22 protein-coding genes are annotated in these 22,734 nt (G+C 63.5%); 8 read left to right on the top strand and 14 right to left on the bottom strand.

Features of this window, described 5'->3' with window-relative positions; all coding sequences use genetic code 11:
- Nucleotides 1–60 precede the first annotated feature (60 nt).
- Both glpG and glpE read right to left on the bottom strand, forming a co-directional pair.
- Nucleotides 61–894, bottom strand: coding sequence for a rhomboid family intramembrane serine protease GlpG (gene glpG, locus PG899_RS19170; RefSeq protein WP_011704134.1), 834 nt, complete (start codon nt 892–894; stop codon nt 61–63).
- Nucleotides 891–1,214 carry a thiosulfate sulfurtransferase GlpE gene (gene glpE / locus PG899_RS19165; RefSeq protein WP_011704135.1) on the bottom strand — a complete coding sequence of 108 codons (324 nt, stop codon included), beginning with the start codon at nt 1,212–1,214 and terminating at the stop codon, nt 891–893. Before glpE ends, glpG begins: the two co-directional genes overlap by 4 nt.
- A gap of 70 nt (nt 1,215–1,284) precedes the next feature.
- Here glpE and PG899_RS19160 point away from each other — a divergent pair, with 70 nt between their 5' ends.
- Nucleotides 1,285–1,971: a LysE family translocator gene (locus tag PG899_RS19160; protein WP_077096691.1), complete on the top strand. Its 687-nt coding sequence runs from the start codon at nt 1,285–1,287 to the stop codon at nt 1,969–1,971.
- Here the strand turns inward: PG899_RS19160 and PG899_RS19155 are convergent.
- The 6 genes from PG899_RS19155 to PG899_RS19130 form a co-directional block, all read right to left on the bottom strand.
- Nucleotides 1,968–2,801 (bottom strand): AraC family transcriptional regulator, encoded by an 834-nt coding sequence (locus PG899_RS19155; protein ID WP_077096689.1) that lies wholly within the window; start codon nt 2,799–2,801, stop codon nt 1,968–1,970. The genes PG899_RS19160 and PG899_RS19155 overlap by 4 nt on opposite strands.
- Before the next feature lie 3 nt (nt 2,802–2,804).
- Nucleotides 2,805–3,506 (bottom strand): ABC transporter ATP-binding protein, encoded by a 702-nt coding sequence (locus PG899_RS19150; RefSeq protein ID WP_011704138.1) that lies wholly within the window; start codon nt 3,504–3,506, stop codon nt 2,805–2,807.
- A gap of 10 nt (nt 3,507–3,516) precedes the next feature.
- Entirely contained in the window at nt 3,517–4,290 is a 774-nt protein-coding gene (gene livG / locus PG899_RS19145) for a high-affinity branched-chain amino acid ABC transporter ATP-binding protein LivG (RefSeq protein WP_024945484.1), read from the bottom strand.
- Nucleotides 4,291–4,390: 100 nt separating this feature from the next.
- Nucleotides 4,391–5,659, bottom strand: a complete 1,269-nt coding sequence (locus PG899_RS19140; protein ID WP_077096687.1) for a high-affinity branched-chain amino acid ABC transporter permease LivM — start codon at nt 5,657–5,659, stop codon at nt 4,391–4,393.
- Nucleotides 5,660–5,753: 94 nt separating this feature from the next.
- Nucleotides 5,754–6,680 carry a high-affinity branched-chain amino acid ABC transporter permease LivH gene (gene livH / locus PG899_RS19135; RefSeq protein WP_077096685.1) on the bottom strand — a complete coding sequence of 309 codons (927 nt, stop codon included), beginning with the start codon at nt 6,678–6,680 and terminating at the stop codon, nt 5,754–5,756.
- 64 nt (nt 6,681–6,744) lie between these two features.
- A complete protein-coding gene (locus tag PG899_RS19130; protein WP_016348967.1) occupies nt 6,745–7,866 on the bottom strand; it encodes a branched-chain amino acid ABC transporter substrate-binding protein in 1,122 nt (373 codons plus the stop codon).
- 435 nt (nt 7,867–8,301) lie between these two features.
- Here PG899_RS19130 and PG899_RS19125 point away from each other — a divergent pair, with 435 nt between their 5' ends.
- Nucleotides 8,302–9,306: a substrate-binding domain-containing protein gene (locus tag PG899_RS19125; protein WP_011704143.1), complete on the top strand. Its 1,005-nt coding sequence runs from the start codon at nt 8,302–8,304 to the stop codon at nt 9,304–9,306.
- 69 nt (nt 9,307–9,375) lie between these two features.
- On the opposite strand, the gene PG899_RS19120 is transcribed toward PG899_RS19125, so the two are convergent.
- Both PG899_RS19120 and PG899_RS19115 read right to left on the bottom strand, forming a co-directional pair.
- On the bottom strand, nt 9,376–10,695 hold the full coding sequence (locus PG899_RS19120; protein ID WP_077096683.1) for a 6-phospho-alpha-glucosidase: 1,320 nt from the start codon (nt 10,693–10,695) through the stop codon (nt 9,376–9,378).
- Between the two features lie 2 nt (nt 10,696–10,697).
- Nucleotides 10,698–12,284: an alpha-glucoside-specific PTS transporter subunit IIBC gene (locus PG899_RS19115; protein ID WP_049045702.1), complete on the bottom strand. Its 1,587-nt coding sequence runs from the start codon at nt 12,282–12,284 to the stop codon at nt 10,698–10,700.
- Between the two features lie 284 nt (nt 12,285–12,568).
- On the opposite strand from PG899_RS19115, the gene PG899_RS19110 reads away from it, so the two are divergent.
- Nucleotides 12,569–13,276, top strand: coding sequence for a GntR family transcriptional regulator (locus PG899_RS19110; RefSeq protein ID WP_077096681.1), 708 nt, complete (start codon nt 12,569–12,571; stop codon nt 13,274–13,276).
- Nucleotides 13,277–13,355: 79 nt separating this feature from the next.
- Here PG899_RS19110 and norR read toward each other — a convergent pair whose 3' ends face one another.
- On the bottom strand, nt 13,356–14,885 hold the full coding sequence (gene norR, locus PG899_RS19105) for a nitric oxide reductase transcriptional regulator NorR (RefSeq protein WP_252411315.1): 1,530 nt from the start codon (nt 14,883–14,885) through the stop codon (nt 13,356–13,358).
- A gap of 170 nt (nt 14,886–15,055) precedes the next feature.
- On the opposite strand from norR, the gene norV reads away from it, so the two are divergent.
- The 5 genes from norV (at nt 15,056) to PG899_RS19080 (ending at nt 20,952) form a co-directional block, all read left to right on the top strand.
- Entirely contained in the window at nt 15,056–16,540 is a 1,485-nt protein-coding gene (gene norV / locus PG899_RS19100) for an anaerobic nitric oxide reductase flavorubredoxin (protein WP_077098216.1), read from the top strand.
- Nucleotides 16,537–17,688, top strand: coding sequence for an NADH:flavorubredoxin reductase NorW (gene norW, locus PG899_RS19095; protein WP_077098218.1), 1,152 nt, complete (start codon nt 16,537–16,539; stop codon nt 17,686–17,688). The genes norV and norW overlap by 4 nt, the downstream gene beginning before the upstream one ends.
- A gap of 51 nt (nt 17,689–17,739) precedes the next feature.
- Nucleotides 17,740–18,081 carry a DUF1971 domain-containing protein gene (locus tag PG899_RS19090; protein ID WP_077098219.1) on the top strand — a complete coding sequence of 114 codons (342 nt, stop codon included), beginning with the start codon at nt 17,740–17,742 and terminating at the stop codon, nt 18,079–18,081.
- A 121-nt stretch (nt 18,082–18,202) separates the two neighbouring features.
- Nucleotides 18,203–19,438, top strand: coding sequence for a 4Fe-4S binding protein (locus PG899_RS19085; protein WP_077098221.1), 1,236 nt, complete (start codon nt 18,203–18,205; stop codon nt 19,436–19,438).
- Nucleotides 19,439–19,725: 287 nt separating this feature from the next.
- Nucleotides 19,726–20,952 (top strand): aromatic amino acid transporter, encoded by a 1,227-nt coding sequence (locus PG899_RS19080; protein ID WP_043126334.1) that lies wholly within the window; start codon nt 19,726–19,728, stop codon nt 20,950–20,952.
- Nucleotides 20,953–21,042: 90 nt separating this feature from the next.
- Here PG899_RS19080 and PG899_RS19075 read toward each other — a convergent pair whose 3' ends face one another.
- From PG899_RS19075 to PG899_RS19065, 3 genes are all read right to left on the bottom strand, one after another.
- Nucleotides 21,043–21,522, bottom strand: coding sequence for a DM13 domain-containing protein (locus PG899_RS19075; RefSeq protein ID WP_049045714.1), 480 nt, complete (start codon nt 21,520–21,522; stop codon nt 21,043–21,045).
- Nucleotides 21,523–21,635: 113 nt separating this feature from the next.
- Entirely contained in the window at nt 21,636–22,040 is a 405-nt protein-coding gene (locus PG899_RS19070; protein ID WP_010635548.1) for a hypothetical protein, read from the bottom strand.
- Between the two features lie 260 nt (nt 22,041–22,300).
- The gene (locus PG899_RS19065) at nt 22,301–22,633 is read right to left on the bottom strand and encodes a hypothetical protein (protein WP_333563656.1); all 333 of its coding nucleotides are present in this window, start codon (nt 22,631–22,633) and stop codon (nt 22,301–22,303) included.
- Nucleotides 22,634–22,734 lie beyond the last annotated feature (101 nt).

Genomic DNA, 22,734 nt, shown 5'->3' with positions numbered 1-22,734 from the left:
GTCAGTCGGCCAATAAAAACGCCGCCCTTCGGGGCGGCGTTTTTATTGGCGTAAAAACACTCAGGCGGGCTGATGGTGTCTGTCCAGCCAGCCTTGCAGCAGCCCGACCAGCAGACCGGCCAGGTGGGCCATGTTGGCGGTGCGGGTGCCGAGCAGATCGAAGAAGCCGAGCGCCAGCCAGAACAGCATGAAGCCCATCAACGCCGGTGGCAGGGTGAGGCCGCAGGCCGGCTGCAACTTGCTGCGCAGCCAGCAGTAGCCGAGCAGGGCATAGACCACCCCGGAGAGGCCGCCAAACAGCGGGCCGCTGGCGAAGAACTCGGCCAGGTTGGGCAGGGCGGCGCCTACCAGCAGCAGGATCAGCAGCTTGCCGCTGCCGAGCCGTTGTTCGATCTGGCCCCCCAGATACCACCACCACAGCAGGTTGAACACCAGGTGCAGCACCGAGAAGTGGATGAAAGCCGGGGTGAAGTAGCGCCACGCCTGCCAGTCGGTAAACTGCGCCAGGGTCGGGTGGAACGCCAGCTCATCGAAGATCGGCAGGCCGATGGCATCGAGCCCGTAGATGGCCAGACAGGCGATGATCACCACCAGGGTCAGCGGCCCCGCCTGATGCAGGAAGTCGGTGACCGGGTCGGTCATCCCCTTGCTGTAGTCGATGCGGGCATCGGCCCGGCCGGATTGCCAGGAGGCTTCCATGTAGCGGGGGTGGGTCGGCTCGGCCAGGAAGCGTTTCACCTCCAGCTGGGCCTGGGCGAGGCGCTGTTCGTCCGCCAGCCAGACCGAGACGCCAAGCTCGGACTGGGTCAGCTCGCACGAGATGCCGAGGGTGGAGAGATAGTCCACCAGCGCCTGGGCCATGCGGGCATTGTCGAGCACCAGCAGCTGGATCATGCGTCGCCCGCCTGGATCGGGAACTCCCTGCGCCATGCCTCGAAGCCGCCATCCAGGCTGTAGACCTCATCGTACCCCTGTTGCAGCAGGTACTGGGCGGCGCCCTGGCTGCTGTTGCCGTGATAGCACATCACGATCACCGGGGTATCGAAGTCCACCTCGTTCATGAAACGCACCAGGGTGCCGTTGGTGAGGTGGAAGGCGCCGACCGCGTGGGCCGTCTCGAACGACTGGGGGTCGCGAATATCCACGAGGCGGGCTGCACCGGCGGCAAGCTTCTGGTGGGCATCATGGGCACTGATATGGGCAAACTGGTCCATTAACATGTCCTGCGAATAGGTGATTGAGGGTCAGTTTACCGCAAGCGGGGGCCGGCGCTAAGCCCGCAATGTGTCCGGTTATTGCCGTAACCGATCGCAATTTCCTTCAATACCGGGGGCGGGGTGCCGGCTAGGCTGGGGGCTCCTTTTGCTGCTACGAGCGTTATTCATGGAGACGAGTCTGCTGTTATCCATGGCCGGGTTTGCCCTGGCCATGTCCATCACCCCGGGGCCGGTCAATCTGGTCGCTCTCGGCAGCGGCGCCAGGCACGGCTTTGCGGCCAGCCTGCGCCACGTGGTCGGGGCCACCCTGGGGTTCATTCTGTTGCTGCTGTTGATGGGACTGGGGCTGGGTGCCACCCTGCTGCAATGGCCGCTGGCGGCGGAGGTACTGCGCTGGGCCGGGGTGATCTTTCTCGGCTGGATGGCCTGGCAGTTGCTGGTGGACAGCGGCCGGGTGGAAGGGGTCGATGGGGTCGCCCCCTCCTTCTGGTACGGGGCACTGATGCAGTGGCTCAATCCCAAGGCCTGGCTCGCCGCCAGCATGGGGATGGGCGCCTATGGCAGTGCGGGCGGGGTGGGGCAGGTGGCCCTGTTCAGCGGCCTCTACCTGGTCATCTGTCTCGGCTCCATCGCTTGCTGGGCCTATGCCGGCAGTCGCCTGCAGGGGTTGCTGCTCGCGCCGCAGCGGCTGCGCTGGTTCAACCGGGCGATGGCGCTGTTGCTGCTGCTTTGCGCCGCCTATCTGGTGCGCTAGCCCAGCCGGGTCAGCTGATTGCGGTAGTGACCCGGGGTGGCAGCCACCCGCCGCTTGAACTGGCGCTGGAAGTGGGCCTGATCGGCAAAACCGCTGGCCAGCGCCACTTCCGCCAGCGGCTCTCCCCGCCTGAGCAGGGTGCGGGCATGGCGGATGCGCTGATCGAGCAGGTAGGCGTGGGGCGTCATGCCGTAATGGCGGCTGAAGCTGCGCACGAAGTGGGAGGGGGTGAGCCCGGCCACCGCACTCAATTGTGCGAGGGTGAGGGGGTTGCTGCAGTCGTCCTGCATCAGTTCGGCGGCCCGCTGCAGGTGCTGTGGCGGCCGATCGTCCCAGCTGGCCGGGGTGAGCCTGGCCAGCAGCTGGCGACTGAACTGGTGGCAGGCCACCTCGCGCGCGAGCGGCTCCGGCTCCTGCCATAGCTGCCGATGGAGCCGGCACAGCCCCTGGTAGAGCAGGGGATCCCGGCTTGCGGTCATGTCGAAGGGACGAAACGCATCGCCCAGCCCCGCCTCTTCCTGCTGGCGCTGCAGCCAGCCGGTATCGAGGTAGAACATCAGATAGGACCAGGGCTCATCCGCAACGGGGTTGCAGGCGTGCACCTCTTCCGGGTTCATCAGCACCAGGTGGCCGTGGCCGACCTCCTGCCGGCTGCGCTGGTTGAGGTAGTGGCTGTGGCCGCCGGTGATGGCGCCGATGGAGAAGTGGGGGTGGCTGTGCTTGTCGTAGCAGACGCGGCGGCCATCCTGCACCGCCCGCGCCTCGATGAAAGGCAGGGCCGGATCGTGCCAGAAACTGTGGTGATCCGGCGCGGTGTCGGCCCTGCTCATGGGTCAGCCGCCGAGATAGGCCTGGCGGACGGCCGGGTTGGCCAACAGGGCCGCCCCCGTGTCCTGCAGTACCACGTGGCCGTTCTCCAGCACATAGCCGCGATCGGCCAGCTTGAGCGCCTGGTTGGCGTTCTGCTCCACCAGGAAGATGGTCATGCCGTCGCGGCGCAACTGCTCTATGGTGTCGAAGATCTGCTGGATGACGATGGGGGCCAGCCCCAGCGAGGGTTCATCCAGCAGCAGCAGGCGTGGCTTGCTCATCAGGGCGCGGCCGATGGCCAGCATCTGCTGCTCGCCGCCGGACATGGTGCCGGCGCGCTGCTCCAGTCGCTCGTGCAGGCGGGGGAACAGGGTGAAAATCTGATCCAGCAGGCCGCGCTGCTCGGCCTTGTCGACGAAGAAGGCCCCCATCAGCAGGTTCTCCTCCACCGTCAGGCGAGCGAAGATGCGGCGCCCCTCCGGCACCACGGCGATGTCCTTGCGCATGATGCGGGCGGTGGAGAGCGAGTCTATCTGCTCTCCCTCGAACCAGATGGAGCCACTGCTGGGCTTGGGTTCGCCGCACAGGGTCATCAGCAATGTGGTCTTGCCGGCGCCATTGGCGCCGATCAGGGTGACGATTTCCCCCTCTTTGACCTGGACGCTGACGTCGTGCAGCGCCTGAATTTTGCCGTAGTGGGTCGATACGTTGCGAAGTTCTAACATCTTTTTGTCCTTACGACTCGCCCAGATAGGCCTTGATCACTGCCGGATTGCTACGGATCTCGTCCGGCTTGCCGTGGGCCAGCGGGGTGCCCTGGTTGACCACGAAGATGCGGTTGGAGATCTCCATCACCAGTTTCATGTCGTGCTCGATCAGCAGCACCGAGACCCCGAACTCGTCCCGCAGGTTGGAGATGAGCTCGTTCAGCTCGTCGGTCTCGTGGGGGTTGAGGCCGGCGGCCGGCTCGTCCAGCATCAGCAGCTCGGGCCGGGTCGCCATGCAGCGGGCAATCTCGAGCCGGCGCTGCTGGCCGTAGGCCAGGTTGCCGGCGGCGCGGTTGGCGAGATCCTTGAGCCCCACCTTCTCCAGCCAGAAGGCGGACTGCTCCAGCCCCTCCCGCTCGGCGCGGCGAAAGGCCGGGGTCTTGAACAGCCCGGCCAGAAAGCCGGTGTTGAGGTGCCTGTGCTGGGCTACCAGCAGGTTTTCCACCGCCGTCATGTCCTTGAACAGTCGCACGTGCTGAAAGGTGCGCACTATGCCCTTGCGAGCGATGAGGTGGCCGGGCAGGCCCTGAATCTCCTCGCCCTTGTAGCGGATGATGCCGCCGCTCGGGCGGTAGAAACCGGTCAGGCAGTTGAAGACGGTGGTCTTGCCCGCTCCGTTGGGGCCGATAATGGAGATCACCTCCCCCTTGTCCACGTCCAGCTTGACGCCGTTGACCGCCAGCAGGCCCCCGAAGCGCATCGACAGATCAGAAACTTCCATTAACTTCTGATGAGTACTCATTTTCTCAGCTCCCGGGTCAGAGTGGCGTGAGCCAGCGCCAACAGTCCACCCATGTGGCGCATCGACAGATCAGAGACTTCCATTAACTTCTGATTGGCACTCATTTTTTCAACTCCAGATGCGGACGGGTCATCGGCAGCAATCCCTGTGGCCGCCAGATCATCATGAACACCATCAAGAGGCCGAACATCAGCATGCGGTACTCGTTGAACTCGCGCGCCAGCTCAGGCAGCACCGTCATCACGATGGCGGCCAGCACCACCCCGATCTGGGAGCCCATGCCGCCCAGCACCACGATGGCGAGCACGATGGCCGACTCGATGAAGACGAAGGACTCCGGACTGATGAAACCTTGGCGCGAGGCGAAGAAGCTGCCGGCGAAGCCCGCGAAGCAGGCACCAATGGTGAAGGCGGTCAGCTTGATGATGGTGGGGTTGAGCCCCAGCGACTTGCAGGCGATCTCGTCTTCCCGCAATGCCTCCCAGGCACGGCCGAGCGGCATGCGCAGCAGGCGGTTGATGACGAACAGGGTGGCGATCACCAGCACCAGCGCCATCAGGTAGAGGAAGATCACCTTGTGGTTGGCGTTGTAGGCGATGCCGAAGAACTCGTGGAAGGTCTCGAAGCCGCCATCCTTGACGGTGCGGTTGAACTCCAGACCGCCCAGGGTCGGCTTGGGAATGCCGGAGATGCCGTTCGGGCCGCCGGTCAGGCTGGTCATGTTGTTGAGCAGGATGCGGATGATCTCGCCAAAGCCCAGAGTGACGATGGCCAGATAATCCCCCCGCAGCCGCAGCACCGGGAAGCCGAGCAAAAAGCCGAAGGTGGCCGCCGTCAGCCCGGCGATGGGCAGGCACTCCCAGAAGCTGAGCCCGAAGTAGGTGTTGAGCAGGGCATAGCTGTAGGCGCCGACCGCGTAGAAGCCGACATAGCCGAGATCCAGCAGGCCGGCGAGGCCGACCACCACGTTCAGGCCGAGACCCAGCATGATGTAGATGAGGGCCAGGGTGGCCAGATCGATGGCACCGCGCGAGGCCATGAAGGGCCAGCTCACTGCGAACAGCAGCACCAGCACGGCGGTGATGTTGTAGAGGCGTGGCGCCTCCTCCTGACTCGGCAGCACCAGCTTGGTGAAGCCGACCGAGAAGCCGCTGATGGAGGCCTGGAACAGCCGGCTTATCTGGCCGCGCAGCAGCTGGAACCAGAACACCAGGGTGGCGCCGCCCAGCAGCCAGGCCAGCGACACGTCGAGCCGGCTGGTCACCAGCAGGCGGGTGCCGTCGGTCTCGAGCTTGAAGCCGAGCAGCCAGAAGGAGAGCACCAGCAGCACCAGGCTGGCGATGCAGGCATGAATGAATTGTTTTTTCATACCTTTTCGACCTCCGGATGACCCAGGATGCTGTATATGGACATGAACAGCAGCATCAGACAGGTGATAGGTGCATGAATGAATTGATGTTGCATCATACCTTCTCCACCTCCGGGCGACCCAGAATGCCGGTGGGCATAAACAGCAGCACGCCGATCAGCAGGGCAAAGGCCATCACATCCTTGTACTCGGTGCTGAGGTAGCCGGCGGTGAGCGCCTCGACCACACCGAGCAGCAGGCCGCCCAGCACGGCGCCGGGGATGCTGCCGATACCGCCGAGGACAGCCGCGGTGAAGGCTTTCAGCCCGGCCATGAAGCCGAGATAGGGGTTGATGACGCCGTAATACATGCCGAGCAGCACGCCGGCGACGGCGGCCAGGGTAGCCCCCAGCACGAAGGTGATGGAGATGACCACGTGGGTGTCTATCCCCAGCAGGTTGGCCATCTTGATGTCTTCCGAACAGGCGCGGCAGGCGCGGCCCATGCGGGAGCGACCGATGAACTGGGTCAGCGCCAGCATGGTGATGAAGGTCACCACGAAGATAATGAGCTGCATCCAGGAGAGGCTGGCCTGGAAGCCGTCGGCTTCACCCAAGGTCCAGCCGCCGGAGATCAGGGTGGGCATGGCTATGTCGCGCGAGCCCTGGGCCATCCGCATCATGTTCTGCAGGAAGATCGACATGCCGATGGCGGAGATGAGGGGGATCAGCCGGTTGCCGCCCCGCAGTGGGCGGTAGGCGACCCGCTCTATGGTCCAGCCATAGGTGCCGGTGATGACGATGCTGATCAGGAAGGCGCCCCCCAGCAGCAGGAAGGTGCTGTCGATGCCCATCATCATGAGCCCCGCCATTACCATGAAAGCGACATAGGAGCCGATCATGTAGACCTCGCCGTGGGCGAAGTTGATCATGCCGATGATGCCATAGACCATGGTGTAGCCGATGGCGATCAACGCATAGGTGCTGCCTATGGTTAACCCGTTCAGCAACTGCTGAACCAGGTAAAGGAAGTGTTCGGACATACTGCGTTCCCTGTACTTGCCCGCAAAGAAAGGAGGGGTGACTCATGTCACCCCGACCGGCAGATTATTTGACTTGAGTGGAGGTACCGTCGGCGTGCCACTGGAATACACCGAATTCAAAGCCTTTCAGGTCGCCACTCGGAGCCCAGCTCAGGGTGCCCATGACGGTATCGATCGGTGCGGCCTTGATGGCGGCGGCTACGGCAGCCGGGTCATCCTCACCCGCCTTGGCGATACCGGCAGCCAGGGTTTGCACCGCGGCATAGGTGGTCCACACGAACGGACCGGAGGAGTCCTGACCCTTGGCCTTGAACGCGGCCACCAGCGGGGCGTTGGCCGGCACCAGGTCATATTTGTTCGGCAGGGTCACCAGCAGGCCTTCGGAGGCCGGACCGCCGATGGCGGAGATGTCCTTGTTGCCGACCCCTTCCGGACCCATGAACTTGGCCTTGAGGCCCTTCTCGCCAGCCTGACGCAGGATCAGACCCAGCTCGGGGTGATAGCCGCCGTAGTAGACGAAGTCGACGTTCTCTTTCTGCAGCTTGGCGATCAGGGCGGAGAAGTCCTTGTCGCCGGCGGTGATGCCTTCAAACGCCACCACCTTGACGCCGGCCTTGTCCAGCGCCGCTTTCACGCTGGAGGCGATGCCTTCGCCGTATTGTTTCTTGTCGTGGATGACAGCCACACGCTTGGGCTTGACCTGCTCGATGATGTACTTGGCGGCGGTCGGACCCTGGTCGCTGTCCAGGCCGATGGTACGCAGCACCAGCTGATAGCCGCGCTCGGTGATCTTGGGGTTGGTGGAGGCCGGGGTGACCATCAGCACGCCTTCATCTTCATAGATGTCGGAAGCGGGCAGGGTGTTGTCGGAGCAAAGGTGGCCGACCACGAACTTGACGCCGTCGTTGATCACCTTGTTGGCGACCGCCACGGCCTGCTTGGGATCGCAGGCGTCGTCATAGATGACGGCTTCGATCTGCTTGCCCTTGATGCCACCGGCCTTGTTGATCTGCTCGACCGCCATCTTGCCGCCGGTGAACTGCATGTCGCCGTACTGGGCGACCGGGCCAGTGACCGGACCGGCGATGCCAATCTTGATGGTGTCCGCCGCGTGGACCAGTGATACCGATCCGAACAGGGCCATAGAAACCGCTGTCCTGACTGCCATTTTGCTCAACTTATTCATCGATTCGTCCCTTAATCAGTGGATTGTTTCATTTTCCGTGTGCCATTCCGAACCGTGATCCCGCCAGTCCGGCAATAGGTATGGTTCTATCATTCCTCGCTGGGCAATAACAAGCTGTTAAAGATACTAACCAGAGAGGGTGGAATAGTGCTTTTTTGAAACAAATAACCAATATTGAAATCTGATTTAGATATTGATGCTGAAGGTGTCGATTAACATCTTCTCAACAAGATGTGCTTTCGATAAATGATAGATGAAAAAACTGACGATATTTTACCCTGACACTGCTCCCATTTTGACCAAAATCCGTTTGCGCAAATAGAAAGGAGCGCCTAGATTAGCCAGCATTGACAATTCATTGGCAGTGCTCGTTAAAACCAAGCCTTTATTCGGGAAATCTGCTAATGTTCCGCCTTTGATCTTCAGGAGACAGAGATGGCCACTATCAAGGATGTCGCCTCCCGCGCAGGCGTATCCATCTCCACCGTCTCACATGTACTCAATCACACCCGTCGGGTCAGCGAAGACGCAACCCAAAAAGTGCTTGAGGCGGTGGCAGAACTCAACTACGCGCCCAACTCGGTAGCGCGCAGCCTCAAGATAAACTCGACCAAGACCATCGGCATGCTGGTGACCACCAGTGCCAACCCCTTCTTTGCGGAAGTGGTGCAAGGGGTGGAGGCGTATTGCTTCGAGCAGGGCTACAGCCTGATCCTCTGCAATACCGAGAACCAGCCGCCCCGTCAGCAGCACTACCTGCGCATGCTGATGGAGAAGCGGGTCGACGGTCTGCTGGTGTTGGGAACCGACATCGATACCCCGCTGCGCGACATGCTGCGCATCCACAAGAACGTGCCGCAAGTGGTGCTGGACTGGGGTACCGAGTGTGACTTTGCCAACGTCATCAACGACAACGCCCGCATCGGTGCGCGCCTGGCGGTGCGCCACCTGCTGGAGCAGGGTCACCGCGACATCGTCTGCATCACGGGTCAGCTGGCCAAGCCGACCACCCAGCAGCGGCTGGACGGGGTGCGCGATGCCCTGGGCGAGCAGGGGCTGACCCTGAAAGACGAGCAGATCTTCGAAGGGGATTACGAGAGCCAGAGCGGATTCGATGCCATGCAGCGGATCCTGGCGCTCAAGCCGCGGCCGACCGCGGTGTTTGCCTTCGACGATCCCATGGCGATCGGCGCCATCTGCGCCGCCTGGGAAGCCGGGGTCAAGGTGCCGGACGACATCTCCATGATCGGTTATGACGACGTGGAGATGGCGCGCTTCTCCAGCCCGCCGCTGACCACCATCCGCCACCCCAAGGCCGAGCTCGGCCTGTTGGCGGTGCAGCAGCTGGTGAGCCGGATCCGCAACAAGGAGCTGGAAGTCGAGTCGATGACGGTCCAGCCGGAGCTGATCGTCCGCCGCTCGGTCAAGTCCCTGCGCTGATCGCGCCACGGCAGAGCCATCAACAAGAAAACCCCCTCGCCAGCGAGGGGGTTTTTGTTTGGCCTGCGTTTATTGCAGTGGCGGCCAGTACTCCTTGTTGGCGGCGATCAGGTCGTCCAGGATGGTTTTGGCCACCGAGGCGCTCGGCACCGTCTTGGAGAGGGTGATCGCCTGCCACAGCTTCTGATAGGAACGCTCGATCCACGCCTCCACCACCAGCTTCTCGACGGCCACCTGTTGACCCATCATGCCCTGCTGGAACAGCGGGATGTTGCCCACCTGCAGCGGCTCGGGGCCGCTGCTGCCCACCAGGCAGGGGATCTCGACCATGGCCTCCGGGTCGAAGTTGGGGATGGCGCCCCGGTTCGGCACGATCAGCAGCATCCGCTCCTGGGTGTTGAAGGCGATGGCGGTGGCCAGATCCACTATGTAGGAGGCGTGCTCGTCGATCTCCAGCTCGCCGGCCGCGGCGTTGCCGGCCGCCACGATGGCGCGGCAGGCGCTGAACACGTGTTTCTCGCGGTGCTCCATCACCTCGTTGGCGCGGGTGTGCTCCGGATTGGAGTGGGCCACCACATAGTCCGGGTAGAGATAGTACTTCAGATAGGTGTTGGGCAGGGTGTCCGGATCAAGGGCCCACACGTCCTTGGCCTTGGCGAAGGTGTCGTTCCAGCTGGCCTCGGCGTGGCCGGCCTGCTTGGGCACATAGCCGTGTTTGGCCACGTGGGCCTTGATGGCCGGCATCAGGTCATTGCCCGCCAGATCCTCGATGCGGGTCCACCAGCCGAAGTGGTTGAGGCCGTAGTAGCGTACCCGCATCTCCTTGCGTGACGGCAGGCCGGCGATCTGGGCCATTCGTCCCTCGATGCCGATGGGCATGTCGCAGATGTTGAGGATCCTGGCGTGGGGGCGCAGGCGACGGGTCGCCTCGGCCACGATGGCGGCCGGGTTGGAGTAGTTCAGCATCCAGGCATCCGGCGAGTACTGCTCCATGTAATCGACCAGCTCCAGCACGCCGCCGATGGAGCGCATGCCGTAGGCGATGCCGCCCGGGCCGCAGGTCTCCTGGCCGACCACGCCATGACGCAGCGGGATCTTCTCGTCCAGCTCGCGCATGGGGTACTTGCCGACCCGGATATGGGCCATCACGAAGTCCACCCCGCTGAAGGCCGCCTTGGGGTCGGTGCCATAGCTGAAGGCTATGTCCGGGGCCTGCTCCCGCAGCAGGACGCGGCAGGCTTCGGCGATCACCTCCTGGCGGGCGCCATCGTTGTCGTAGAACTTGATCTCCCGCAGCGGGAAGCGGTGCTGGTTCTCCAGCAGCATGAGAACGATGCCCGGGGTAAAGGTGCTGCCACCGCCGGCAATGACGACAGAGAATTTTTTCATGATCATGACTCCGTTACGAAAGAAGAGGAGGAGGGGTTGTTCATCAGGCTCTCCATGTTTTCCCTTAGCTGGGGCACATGCAGACCGATAATGATCTGGATGCTGTCACCGTGGCGGACCACGCCGTGGGCACCCAATTGTTTGAAAGCATCATCCGGTGCTGCCAGGCTCGCATCACGCAGCGATATGCGCAGCCGGGTGGCGCAGTTGTTCAGGCTGTTGATATTTTCCGCGCCACCGAGCGCCGCCAGAATATGGCCGGCAATATCATGGCCACGCTGTTTTTTGGCGGCCTGATAATCAGCCTTGGAATACAGTTTTATTTCGCTTTCATCCCGCCCTGGGGTTTTCAAATTGAATTTCAGAATGAGCGTGCGGAATATCAGGAACCAGATCCCGGTAAAGGTCAGGCCGATGGCAATCTGGGTAAACATCATGCCGGCGTGATTGTGGAACATGGGGATCCAGTTCTGCGGCAGGAACTGGTCGAGCAGACCCCCGCCCATGTTGCCGACGACCCCGAATAGGTACATCACGGTCGCCATGGTGGCCGCCAGCAGGGCATGGATGGCGAACAGCAGGGGCGAGATGAAGAGGAAGGTGAACTCGAGCGGCTCGGTGATCCCCACCAGCATGGCGGTCAGGGTGGCCGGGATCAGCAGGCCGGCCACCTTGGCCTTGTTCTCTCTGGCGGCGGTGGCGTAGATGGCGAGCGCAATCCCCATGGCCCCGAAGATCTTGGAGTTGCCGTGCAGGGCGAAGCCGCCCTGGGGGAACAGCTCGATCAGCGGCCGGGTGCTCTGGCTGAACTCCAGCATGTGCTGGGCCCAGTAGAGCTGGATGCCACCTTCCACCGCGGCCGGGCCGAAGATGAAGGGGCCGTAGATGAAGTGGTGCAGGCCGGTCGGGATCAGGATCCGCTCGAGGAAGGTGTAAACCCAGACGCCGAGCGGGCCGGAGACCAGCATGAACTCCTGCAGGGAGGCGATGCCCATCTGTACCTTGGGCCAGCCCAGCAGGGTCAGCCAGGCGCAGGGGATCATCACGAAGAAGGCGACGATGGTGACGAACGAACTGCCCTGGAAGATGCCGAGAAAGACCGGCAGCTGTCGGTCGAACAACCGGTTGTGCAGGGCGGTGACGATGCCGGAGATGGCGATGGCACCTATGATGCTGGTGTCCAGGGTCTTGATGCCGGCCACCATGGCCAGCCCGCTCTCACCACCCACCGCCTGGTTGAAGTCGACCCCGAAATAGTCGCCCCAGGTCATCCCCATGGCATTGATGAAGTAGTTCCAGGTCATGAAGCTGACCAGCACGGAGAGGCAGGCGCGGGCCTGAGCCTTGTTTGCCAGCCCGATCGGCAGGCCGATGGCAAATATCAGCGGCATATTTCGAAATACCGTCCAGCCACCCTCTTCAATAATATGGACTATTTGAAAAAACAGTCCCTGAGGATTTGCCAGTGTCTCTCCCACGAACATGGGATTTTTCAGCATGATTGCAATGCCTACCACCATACCTGCGAATGGAAACAGTAATACAGGCGTAAACATTGCCCCGCCAAAACGTTGAATTTGACTGAGCATATAGCGTCCCTTTTTATTAGAGAATTGTCTGACTGCTGTTGTCGTATTGCTGAATTGAACCTAACAACAAGCGATCAGGCCCTCATGAAATATGTGGTGGTTATGTGATCCGACGCATGCACTTATTTAGACAAAGAGATCTAAATTTTGCGATATTGTTGTACGTCTTGTTTTTGTGACGTTTTTATCGGGTTATTTGAATTTAAAATTGTTTATTTTCAGCTAGTTGAAATAAAGGCGAGCAAATGGGTCGCCACCCCGGCTGGGTAAAGAGAGGTCTAGCAGTGATCTATAAATCGGTGGCGGATCGGTTGCGTATCCGGGTCAACGGGGCAGATTGCCGGGTGGGGGATGTCCTGCCGAGCGAGAAAACCCTGGCGAGTCAGTTCGGGGTATCGCGGATGACGGTGCGCAAGGCGGTGGACATGCTGATCGAGTGGGGGCTGGTGGAGCGGCGCCACGGCAGCGGCACCTACGTGACCAAGAAGGACGTGCAGCACGAGACCAAGGGGCTGAGCGGTTTCACCGAGCTGATGCGTGAACAGGGCCGCAGCCTGACCAGCGAGGTGCTGGAGTTTCGCACCATGCCGGCCCCGCCCGCCATCGCCAGCCAGCTCAGGATCAAGGTGAACGAGCCGGTCTACTTCTCCAACCGGGTGCGCTCGGTGGACGGCCGGGCCCTGCTGGTGGAGGAGAGCTACATGCCGGTGCGGCTGTTTCGCACCCTCTCGGTGGCCCATCTGGAGGGATCCAAGTTCGCCTACATCGAGAACGAGTGCCAGCTCCCCATCGCCGGCAACTACGAGAGCTTCAGCGCCGTGCTGGCCGACCGGCGCATGGCCGCGCTGTTGCATATCGAGCAGGGGGCGCCCATCCTGCGGCTCACCTCGCTCTCATACGGTGAGAACGGCGAGTTTCTCAACTACTCCATCATGTTCCGCAATGCCAACGACTATCACGTCGACTACCACCTGCGCCGCGCCCGCGGCTAGCCTGCCCCCCATCTTGCTGCATATGCAAACCCCCTCGCCAGCGAGGGGGTTTTTGTTTGATGGGCCCTGAATGGACGCCTCAGGCCTTGAGGCCGAGCCGCTTGGCGAGCCGGTGCAGGTTGCCGCTGTCGAGCTCCAGTGCGCGGGCGGTAGCGGCCCAATTGCCGTCATGGGCGGCCAGGGTCTGCTCGATCAGCGCAAGCTGGAAGGCGTCGGTGGCGGCCCGCAGGCCAAGGCCGCCGGGCAAGGGGGTGGTCATTGGCGCCATGGCGGGGCTGGTGGAGGGGGGCAGGGGGCCGGCCGCCAGGTTGAAGTGATGGCTGGCGAGAGTCGGGGCCTGGCTGCCCTGTTCGGCCCGCGCCAGCACGGCGGCGCGGTGGATGGCGTGCTCGAGTTCCCGCACGTTGCCGGGCCAGTCGTGGCGCTCGAGCAGTTGCAGCGCCTGCGGCTGGATGCGCAGCCGCTCCAGCCCCAGGCTGAGCCGGCAGCGTTCGCAAAAGTAACCGGCCAGCAGGGGAATGTCGCCGGGGCGCTCGCGCAGCGCCGGGGCGTGGATCGGGAACACGCTCAGCCGGTGGTAGAGGTCGGCCCGGAACTGCCCTTCGACCACCGCCTGCTTCAGATCCCGGTTGGTGGCCGCCAAGATGCGCACGTTCACCTTGAGCGGGGTATCGTCGCCGATCCGCTGCAGATCGCCGTATTGCAGCACTCGCAGCAGCTTGGCCTGCAGCGGCAGAGAGAGCTCGCCGATCTCGTCGAGGAACAGGGTGCCCTGATCCGCCAGCTCGAACTTGCCCGCCCGGTTGTGGATGGCGCCGGTGAAGGCCCCCTTCACGTGGCCGAACAGCTCGCTTTCGGCCACGGATTCGGGCAGGGCGGCGCAGTTGAGGTAGACCAGCGGGGCTTTGGCGCGCTGGGAACCGCGATGCACCGCCTTGGCGATCAGCTCCTTGCCGACCCCGGTCTCCCCCAGGATCAGCACGTTCAGCTCCGAGCTGGCGACTACCTCGATCTCGTGGCGCAGCCGGGCCATGGCGGGGGACTGGCCGATCATCTCCGGCTGCTCCGGCCCGGGCCGGGTGCCGGGGACCAGCGGCTCGCTGCTCTGGCGGGCGAGCCGCTCCAGCAGCAGTGCGTTGCTCAGGGCGGCGGCGGCCAGGGCGCCCACCAGCCGCAGCTCCTCGTCGCTGATGGCGTCGAACTGGGTCGGATTCATGCCGTCTATGGTCAGCGCACCGATCAGCGCCTGATCCGAGAACAGCGGCAGGCCGACGCAGGCGTGCACCTTGAAGTCATCGTGATCCGGCAGCAGGCCGTCATAGGGGTCGGGCAGGCTGCTGTCGGCGGGGAAGCGCACCACGTCGCCGGCGCGGGCGATGGCCTCCATGCGCGGGTGATCCTTGAGGGCGAAGCGGCGCCCCAGCACGTCCTGCATCAGGCCGTCGATGGCCAGCGGGATGAACTGGCCCCCCTCGTAGCGCAGCAGGGCCGAGGCATCCGAGTTCAGCAGGCTGCGCACGCTCTGGATCAGGCGGTGGAAGCGGTCCTGATGGGAGATGCCGAGTTGCAGGTCGAGGGCGATGCGCGCCAGGCTGTCGGTCGAGATCACGATGATTGTCCAAATGACAGTGTGTTTGTGATTTTGACTATAAGTGGTGACTGTCTAAATGACAATCACTGGTTTTTGTTACCAATAAAAACAATGAGTTATATGTTGGCACGTCCGCTGCAATAGCTGGTTCAGTCGAACATACACTATTGCATTCGAGGAACTGCCTGATGAGCATTCACGTCAAGAACAACATCCACTGGGTCGGCCAACGGGACTGGGAGGTACGCGACTTCCACGGTACCGAGTACAAGACCCACAAGGGCACCAGCTACAACAGCTATCTCATCCGCGAAGGGAAGAATGTGCTGATCGATACCGTCGATCACAAGTTCAGCCGTGAGTTCGTGCAGAACCTGGCGGCGGAGATCGATCTCGCTGCCATCGACTATGTGGTGATCAACCACGCCGAGGAGGATCACGCCGGCGCCCTGACCGAGCTGATGGCCCGCATCCCCGGCACCCCCATCTACTGCACCCACAACGCCATCGACTCCATCACCGGCCATCATCACCACCCGGAGTGGAACTTCCACCCGGTCAAGACCGGCGACAGCCTGGACATCGGCAACGGCAAGCAGCTGGTATTCATCGAGACCCCCATGCTGCACTGGCCCGACAGCATGATGACCTATATGACCGAGGACGCGGTGCTGTTCTCCAACGACGCCTTCGGCCAGCACTACTGCGACGAGCACCTGTTCAACGACGAGGTAGATCAGACCGAGCTGATGGAGCAGTGCCAGCGCTACTACGCCAACATTCTCACCCCCTTCAGCCCGCTGGTGACCGCCAAGATCAAGGAAGTGCTCGGTTTCAACCTGCCGGTGAGCATGGTGGCCACCTCCCATGGCATCGTCTGGCGTGAGGACCCCACCCAGATCATCCTGAAATACCTGGAGTGGGCCGACCACTACCAAGAAGATCGCATCACCCTCTTCTACGACTCCATGTCCAACAATACCCGCATGATGGCCGACGCCATCGCCCAGGGCATCCACGAGGTGGACCCGGGCGTGGCGGTGAAGATCTACAACGTGGCCCGCCACGACAAGAACGAGATCCTGACCCAGGTGTTCCGCTCCAAGGGCATTCTGGTGGGCTCCTCCACCATGAACAACGTCATGATGCCCAAGGTGGCGGGCATGCTCGAGGAGATCACCGGCCTGCGTTTTCGCAACAAGCGCGCCTCGGCCTTCGGCAGCTACGGCTGGACCGGCGGCGCGGTGGACCGGATCCAGACCCGGCTGATGGATGCGGGTTTTGACATCAGCATCTCCCTCAAGGCCAAGTGGCGCCCGGATGGCTCGGCGCTGGCCGAATGCCGCGAGCACGGCCGTCAGCTCGCCCGTCAGTGGGCACTGCATCCGCTGGAGGCGCCCCGTCCGATCACCGCCACTCAGACAGCCGTGACACCCGTCCCCGCGATGCCTGCTGTTGAGTTGAAAGCCGCAGCGGCCACCGCCGAATGGGACGACGACCAGGCCATGCTCTGCACCGTCTGCCAGTGGGTCTATGACCCGGCCCAGGGGGAGCCGGATCAGCTGGTGGCGCCGGGCACCCCCTGGGCCCAGGTACCTGACAGCTTCCTCTGCCCGGGTTGCGGCATCGGCAAGGAGGTATTCGAACCCTGCGCCGTGGAGGCCTGCGTATGAGTACCATCCCCCAGCGCGACGAGATTGTGGTGATCGGCAGCGGCTTCGCCGCCCAGCAGCTGGTCAAGAGCCTGCGCAAGCTGGACGCCGAGCAGCCCATCCGCCTCATCACCGCCGACAGCGGCGACGAGTACAACAAGCCGGACTTGAGCCACGTGGTGAGCCGGGGCTGCGCCGCCGCGGCCATGACCCGTCAGAGCGGCAGCGACTTTGCCGAGCAGCAGCGCATCGCGCTGCTGCCCCACTGCCCGGTACTTGGCATCGACCCTGCCCGGCGGTTGGTGCTGACCGAGCAGGGCAGCTTCCCCTATGGCCGGCTGGTGCTGGCCACCGGTGCCAGCGCGGTACGCCCCGAGCTGCCGGGCAGCGAGCATCTGGTCACCCTCAACAGCCAGCAGGAGTATGCCGCCGCCGAGGGGGCAATCCAGCAGGCCCGCCGCATCCTGGTGCTGGGGGCCGGCCTCATCGGCTGCGAGCTGGCGATGGACATGGCGAGCGATGGCCGCGAGGTCACCCTGCTGGATCTGGCCGATAGCCCGCTCAGCGCCCTGCTGCCCGCCACTCTGACCCAGCCGCTGCAACAGGCGCTGCGCAGCCAGGGGGTCAGCCTGCAGTGCGGGACAGGTCTCGCCAGGATAGATGCCCAGCCGGGCGATGGCTGGCGGGTGACCCTGACCGATGGCCGTACCAGCGAGCAGGATCTGGTGATCGCCGCGATCGGCCTGCGGCCGAATCTGGCCCTGGCCCGCGGGGCCGGGCTGGCCGTGGAGCGCGGTATCCTGGTCGACGATCGGCTGCAGACCAGCGACCCCCATATCTTCGCGTTGGGGGACTGCGTGCAGTGGCAGGGCCAGTTGCTCCCCTTCCTGCAACCCATAGTGCTGGGCGCCAATGCGCTGGCGCACACCCTGCTCGGCACGCCGACCCCGCTGACCTTGCCGCCCATGCTGGTGAAGGTGAAGACGCCGCGCTACCCGCTGCAACTGGCCGGCCGCACCAAGGGCGAGGATCTCGCCTGGCAGTGTCGCTGGAACAGCCACGGCATGGTGGCCGAGGCGCGCGATGAAGCCGGCGAGCTGTGCGGCTTCGTGGTGGGGGGCGACCAGATGAGCGCCGCCTTCCCGCTGCTGCGTCAGCTGCCCCGTTAACCCCTTTCATTGCACCGGCCGGGTCGACCCGGCCATCTGAGGAGAACCGATATGGCCATGCAACGGATTCCGTCTCACTGGGTAGTACGCCGCTCCACCCCCTTCTTCACCCGCCAGAATGTGCCCCCGGCCCTGCTCACCCACCACAACACCGCGGCCGGGGTGTTCGGCCAGCTCTGCGTGATGGAGGGGACCGTCACCTATCACGGCTTTGCCGACGAACAGGCCGAGGAGCCCGAGGTGAGCCTGGTGATCCGGGCCGGGGAGTTTGCCACCAGCCCGCCCCAGTACTGGCACAGGGTCGAGCTGTCGGAGGATGCCCGCTTCAACATCCACTTCTGGGCCGAGCAGGCCGAATCCGACCAGCCGCTGTTCAACAGCCGCAAGGCATAAGGTGTAACCATGGGGAGGGGGGGTGGGCGCAAATGTCCCCCTCTACCCATGCAGATCAAAATAATCAATTCAGATGTCCGTTATCCTTGCCGCCAGTGGTGGATGAGGCAGTGAGGGAAACATGAGCGTGATCGAAGCCGTGACCATGGCCGCCGGCCTGGCCTATCTGGTGCTGCTGGCGTGGCAGGCGCGATCGGGCTGGCAGGCGCGATCGGGCTGGCAGTGGCGTCTTGCCCTCGGCCTGCTGCTCATGCTCTGGTTGCTGGCGGCGGACAGCCTGCTCTGGCTCGGCGTGGGGCTGGTGGCCGGTGCGCTTGCTCTCTGGCACCAGTGGCGGCCGCTGCCCGCCCTCGAGGCGCTCGACAGCCAGTGGTTGCGGGCGCGCACACGCCAGCTGCTGTTGCTCTGCTGGGGGCTGGTGACGCTGCAGTACGGCTTGCATGTCTGGCAGCTGGGGCAGGGGATGAGCCCCTGGCTGGTGCGCCCTGACGTGGTGGACGGCTTCCTGCCCATCGCCGGCGGGCTCGGGCTGCGGGCCTGGCTCGGACAGGGGCTGGTGGATCCGCACCATCCGGCGGCCACCGTGACTGTACTGGTGCTCTCGCTGTCGGCTCTGCTGCTGGGGCGGGCGTTCTGCGCCTGGTTCTGCCCGCTCGGGCTGGTGGGTGAGTGGCTGCACGGCCTGCGCAGCCGATGGATAACGGGGGAGTGGACGCCGCCGCGCTGGCTCGATGCCGTGTTGCGCGGCCAGAAGTTTCTGGTGCTCGCGTTCCTGTTGTTTATCGTGTTGATCGCGGTGCCAGGCGCCGCCCTGCCCGGCTACTTCACCAGCCCCTACCATCAGGCGGCGGACATGAAGATGGGAGCCTTCTTCTTCAACCTGACCCTGATCTCGGGTCTGTGCCTTGGCTGGGTGCTGCTGCTCACCGCCACCTTCCGCCAGGGCTTCTGCCGCTACCTTTGTCCCTATGGCGCCTGGCTGGCCCTGCTCGGCCTGCTGACCCCACTGCGCATTCGCCGTGACCCGGCCCGCTGCCTGCGCAGTGCGGGTCACGACTGCGACAAGTGCAGCCGGGCCTGCCCGTCGCGCATCCAGGTGCACCAGCTCATCGCGGTGCGCAGTCTCGAGTGCACCAGCTGCCTGAGCTGCGTGGCCGCCTGCCCCAAGCGGGCCGATGCGCTGCACTTGGGCACGCAGGGGCGCCGGCTCGCGCCTCGCCAGCTGCTGGGGCTGCTCTGCCTGTTGCTGCTGGTGCTGCCGCTGCTCGCTTACGGCCTGCTGGGGATCTGGGTCAGCCAGACGCCGCTGGCAGATCGCGCCCACCTGCTGCAACTATTGCCGCAACTCACTCATTGAGTCACAAGGAGCCAGTTGCAGGCTGTCTGCGAAGGGCCCGTTGGGCAGCCTGAACATGCACCCGCATTTGATACCTGAGGGGTAGCAGGGTAAAGTCCCTTCCCCGACATGCGGCCCTGCTGCCGTGTCGGGCCGGCAGCCCGCCTTGAGCGCACCTTGCTTCCCTTGCGAAGCAGCTAGCGCCGGGCGCCGGCACCTAGATGAGCGCGATCTACCATGACAACCGGCGTAGCAAATGCAACGGTCCGCGGTCGCGATCAGATCCACAATCGTCTTTGGAGAAGTAAATGGGACAGAAACCATCGTTGGTGGGCGGGGCATGCATCATTGCCGGCGTCTGTGTAGGGGCCGGCATGCTGGGCTTGCCGAGTGCGGGGGCGGGCGCCTGGACCATCTGGTCGGTGCTGGCCATCACCCTGACCATGATCGTGATGACGCTCTCCGGCTGGATGCTGCTGGAGTCTTATCAGGGCTATCCGCTGCGCGTGTCGTTCGATACCGTCACCCGCGAACTGCTGGGGGAGAAGCTCAACGCCCTCAACAACCTCACCGTCTATTTCGTCGGCGGCATCCTGCTCTACGCCTACATCACCTCGGCCGGCCTCATCATCGACGGCATGACCGGCATTGGCAGCCAGTGGGGCTCGGTCCTGTTTACCCTTGGCTTCTCCGGCCTGGTGTGGCACTCCACCCGGGCGGTGGATCGCATCTCAGTAGTGCTGGTCATCGCCATGGGGCTGAGCTTCGTGTTCGGCATCTCGGGCCTGTCGCTCAACATCAAGCCGACCCTGCTGTTCGATACCCTGAGCGAGCACGCCAGCTATGCCCCCTATGCGCTGGCCATGCTGCCGGTGGCGCTCACCTCGTTTGGTTATCACCACTCGGTGTCGTCCATGCGCGCCTACTACGGTGAGGAGCGCCGCGCCCGTTACGCCATCCTCGGCGGCACCGCCATCGCGCTGCTGTTCTACCTCATCTGGCTGGTGAGCGTGTTCGGCAACCTGCCGCGCAGCGAGTTCGGCCCCGTGGTGGCCCAGGGCGGCAACGTCGACGTGCTGCTCAAGGCGCTGGCCTCGGTGATCGAATCCGAGGCGGTCGCCAGCGCCCTCAACCTCTTCTCCATGGCTGCCATCCTCTCCTCCTTCATCGGGGTGGGGCTGGGGGTGTTCGACTATCTGGCGGATCTGTTCAAGTTCGACAACGGCCGTGGCGGCCGCGCCAAGTCGTGGGCGGCCACCTTCCTGCCGCCGCTGCTGCTCTCCCTGCTGTTCCCGTTCGGCTTCCTGATGGCCATCGGTTACGCGGGCGCCGTGGCTACCCTGTGGACCTGCATCATCCCGGCCCTGCTGGCCTGGAAGGTGCGCGCCGGCAAGGGCAAGCAAGGTGACAAACAGGATGGCTTCCGGGCGCCGGGCGGCATGCCGATGATCGCCGGCGTCTTCCTGTTCGGGGTACTGACCGCGGCGTTCCACCTGCTCAACATGGCGGGCATGCTGCCCGTCTACACCGGCTGACCCCCCCGGCCTGCCCCGGCAGACTGCGACAAAAAACGGCGCCTGATGGCGCCGTTTTTTATGATGCAGCACTGACGGTCACCTGTGGTGCTACTGCCGGTAGCGGGCGGCGGTGATGAACTGGCCGAAGGTCTCGCACCAGATGATCACGCTGTCGTAGTCGGCCGGGTTCACATTGGCAGGGAGGGGGACGATAAAGTTGTCGAAGGTCTTCACCGGTCCGATTTTCACCATCTTCTCCTTCAGGCGGGCAAAATCGGCCTCGGTCTCGACGAAGGTGGGCGACAGGTAGAGCTGGTAGTCGGGGCCCGGTGCCAGCTTGCCCATCAGGCTGATGGCATCGGGCCCGATGCTGACCTGCCCTTCGCCCCAGTGCAGCCGGTCGCTGTCTTGCAGATCCCGACGAAAGGTGCCGTGAAAGCTGGCCTGAGCCTGCCGGGCGGCAACCTGCTCGTTGGCGGGGGCGGGTGGGGCGATCAGGATCGGCAGGGCATAGATGCCGGCCGCAAAGCCGGCGGCGCCCACCAGCAGATGGCTGGCCAGCAGCAGGGCCAGGGTTTTGCGTTGCATGGCTGTCTCGGTCGTTGATTAATTGATGACACCACCCTACCAGCAGGCCACCGTCATGCCCACCCCGGAATGGGGGCATGACGGTGGTTGCACGGGCATCCTGTGGGCGGGGTTTACTGGATACTGACCGCCAGGGTGTGGGGCACCTGCTCGCCACGGCGGGCGGAGGCACGCATCTGATAGACCTGGATCAGGTACTTGCCGGAGGCGGGCAGGGCGCCTTGCCACTGACCATCGCCATCGTTGCTGCCCAGCGCCTCGGCCTGGCCGGGTTGGGCGCCGGGGGCGAAGACATTGAAGTTGGCGTTGCTGCTGCCGCCGATCTTGACCGTCATGGTCTGGCCCGCTTTGGCCACCAGCGTGTAATGGATGGTGTCATAGCCGGTAAAGCTGCCCTTGAGCTGGGCGCTGTGGGCCCCCTTGGCAAACTGCACCGGGACAGTGGTGACCTTGTCGGCGGCCTGCGCACCGGCGGCCATGGTGACGGCCAGCAGGGCGGCCAGGATTGCTCGTTTCATCTTTTTACCTCGTGAAGGGGCCCTGTCACCCTGGCAGAGCCGCCTCGACAAGATATGCCCAAATCGGCGGGCTGCCTATCCGGCTCAGAGGTATCGTCCCGGCCGAGTTGACATGAACAGGTGAGATACGTGGCGACGCTGCTTCGCATGTTGCAGTGCAAGGCAAGCGACGGTCGCGCGGGTTGTTAAAGCCGGGCGCAGCTGCCTGGCCCGGCTTGGTGTTCACTCCCTTTATCGCACGAATCAGTGCGCGGGCAGGATTAGGGGTTGAAGCTGCGGGTAATCTTCAACTGATGAATCCCACCGGAGCATTGGGAGTCATTGCCCCAGGCACTGACCGGCAGGCCGCGTTCCAGCGCCAGCAGGGCCATCTCGAACATGCCCCTGCCGGGGTAATCATTCAGGTTCTTGAAGACATGGAAGCTCGTGCTGCCCTGCTCATAATTCTTTTCCCATGAAATCACCACCGCATTGCCCGCGTCGGGGCCGCCACTGGCCGATTTGATATAACCAGCATGCACATCGGTCAACATGACCCGATCAAGACATTGCACGTCGACCCGGTAAGTGGCCAAGGCACTGGTAGATAACATCAGGGTGGACAAGGCGGCCAACACCTCAGAGATCCCCTCATTTTTAGAGACTCAAATAATTCCAAGTGTGCGGGTATATAAGCGGTGTTGCTTCAGGTAGT

Origin of the sequence: Aeromonas sp. QDB39, assembly GCF_027707585.1 — a bacterium.
GTDB lineage: Bacteria > Pseudomonadota > Gammaproteobacteria > Enterobacterales > Aeromonadaceae > Aeromonas > Aeromonas hydrophila.
This window is presented reverse-complemented; position numbering and strand designations above follow the sequence as displayed.

Excerpts from the sequence above, each read along its gene's own strand:
- PG899_RS19120 (WP_077096683.1), bottom strand. The coding sequence starts at position 10,695 with ATGAAAAAATTCTCTGTCGTCATTGCCGGCGGTGGCAGCACCTTTACC.
- PG899_RS19065 (WP_333563656.1), bottom strand. The coding sequence starts at position 22,633 with ATGTTATCTACCAGTGCCTTGGCCACTTACCGGGTCGACGTGCAATGT.
- norV (WP_077098216.1), top strand. The coding sequence starts at position 15,056 with ATGAGCATTCACGTCAAGAACAACATCCACTGGGTCGGCCAACGGGAC.
- PG899_RS19150 (WP_011704138.1), bottom strand. The coding sequence starts at position 3,506 with ATGTTAGAACTTCGCAACGTATCGACCCACTACGGCAAAATTCAGGCG.
- livH (WP_077096685.1), bottom strand. The coding sequence starts at position 6,680 with ATGTCCGAACACTTCCTTTACCTGGTTCAGCAGTTGCTGAACGGGTTA.
- norW (WP_077098218.1), top strand. The coding sequence starts at position 16,537 with ATGAGTACCATCCCCCAGCGCGACGAGATTGTGGTGATCGGCAGCGGC.
- PG899_RS19115 (WP_049045702.1), bottom strand. The coding sequence starts at position 12,284 with ATGCTCAGTCAAATTCAACGTTTTGGCGGGGCAATGTTTACGCCTGTA.
- PG899_RS19125 (WP_011704143.1), top strand. The coding sequence starts at position 8,302 with ATGGCCACTATCAAGGATGTCGCCTCCCGCGCAGGCGTATCCATCTCC.
- PG899_RS19075 (WP_049045714.1), bottom strand. The coding sequence starts at position 21,522 with ATGCAACGCAAAACCCTGGCCCTGCTGCTGGCCAGCCATCTGCTGGTG.
- livG (WP_024945484.1), bottom strand. The coding sequence starts at position 4,290 with ATGAGTACTCATCAGAAGTTAATGGAAGTTTCTGATCTGTCGATGCGC.
- glpE (WP_011704135.1), bottom strand. The coding sequence starts at position 1,214 with ATGGACCAGTTTGCCCATATCAGTGCCCATGATGCCCACCAGAAGCTT.
- glpG (WP_011704134.1), bottom strand. The coding sequence starts at position 894 with ATGATCCAGCTGCTGGTGCTCGACAATGCCCGCATGGCCCAGGCGCTG.
- PG899_RS19080 (WP_043126334.1), top strand. The coding sequence starts at position 19,726 with ATGGGACAGAAACCATCGTTGGTGGGCGGGGCATGCATCATTGCCGGC.
- PG899_RS19140 (WP_077096687.1), bottom strand. The coding sequence starts at position 5,659 with ATGAAAAAACAATTCATTCATGCCTGCATCGCCAGCCTGGTGCTGCTG.
- PG899_RS19155 (WP_077096689.1), bottom strand. The coding sequence starts at position 2,801 with ATGAGCAGGGCCGACACCGCGCCGGATCACCACAGTTTCTGGCACGAT.
- PG899_RS19085 (WP_077098221.1), top strand. The coding sequence starts at position 18,203 with ATGAGCGTGATCGAAGCCGTGACCATGGCCGCCGGCCTGGCCTATCTG.
- PG899_RS19090 (WP_077098219.1), top strand. The coding sequence starts at position 17,740 with ATGGCCATGCAACGGATTCCGTCTCACTGGGTAGTACGCCGCTCCACC.
- PG899_RS19070 (WP_010635548.1), bottom strand. The coding sequence starts at position 22,040 with ATGAAACGAGCAATCCTGGCCGCCCTGCTGGCCGTCACCATGGCCGCC.
- PG899_RS19130 (WP_016348967.1), bottom strand. The coding sequence starts at position 7,866 with ATGAATAAGTTGAGCAAAATGGCAGTCAGGACAGCGGTTTCTATGGCC.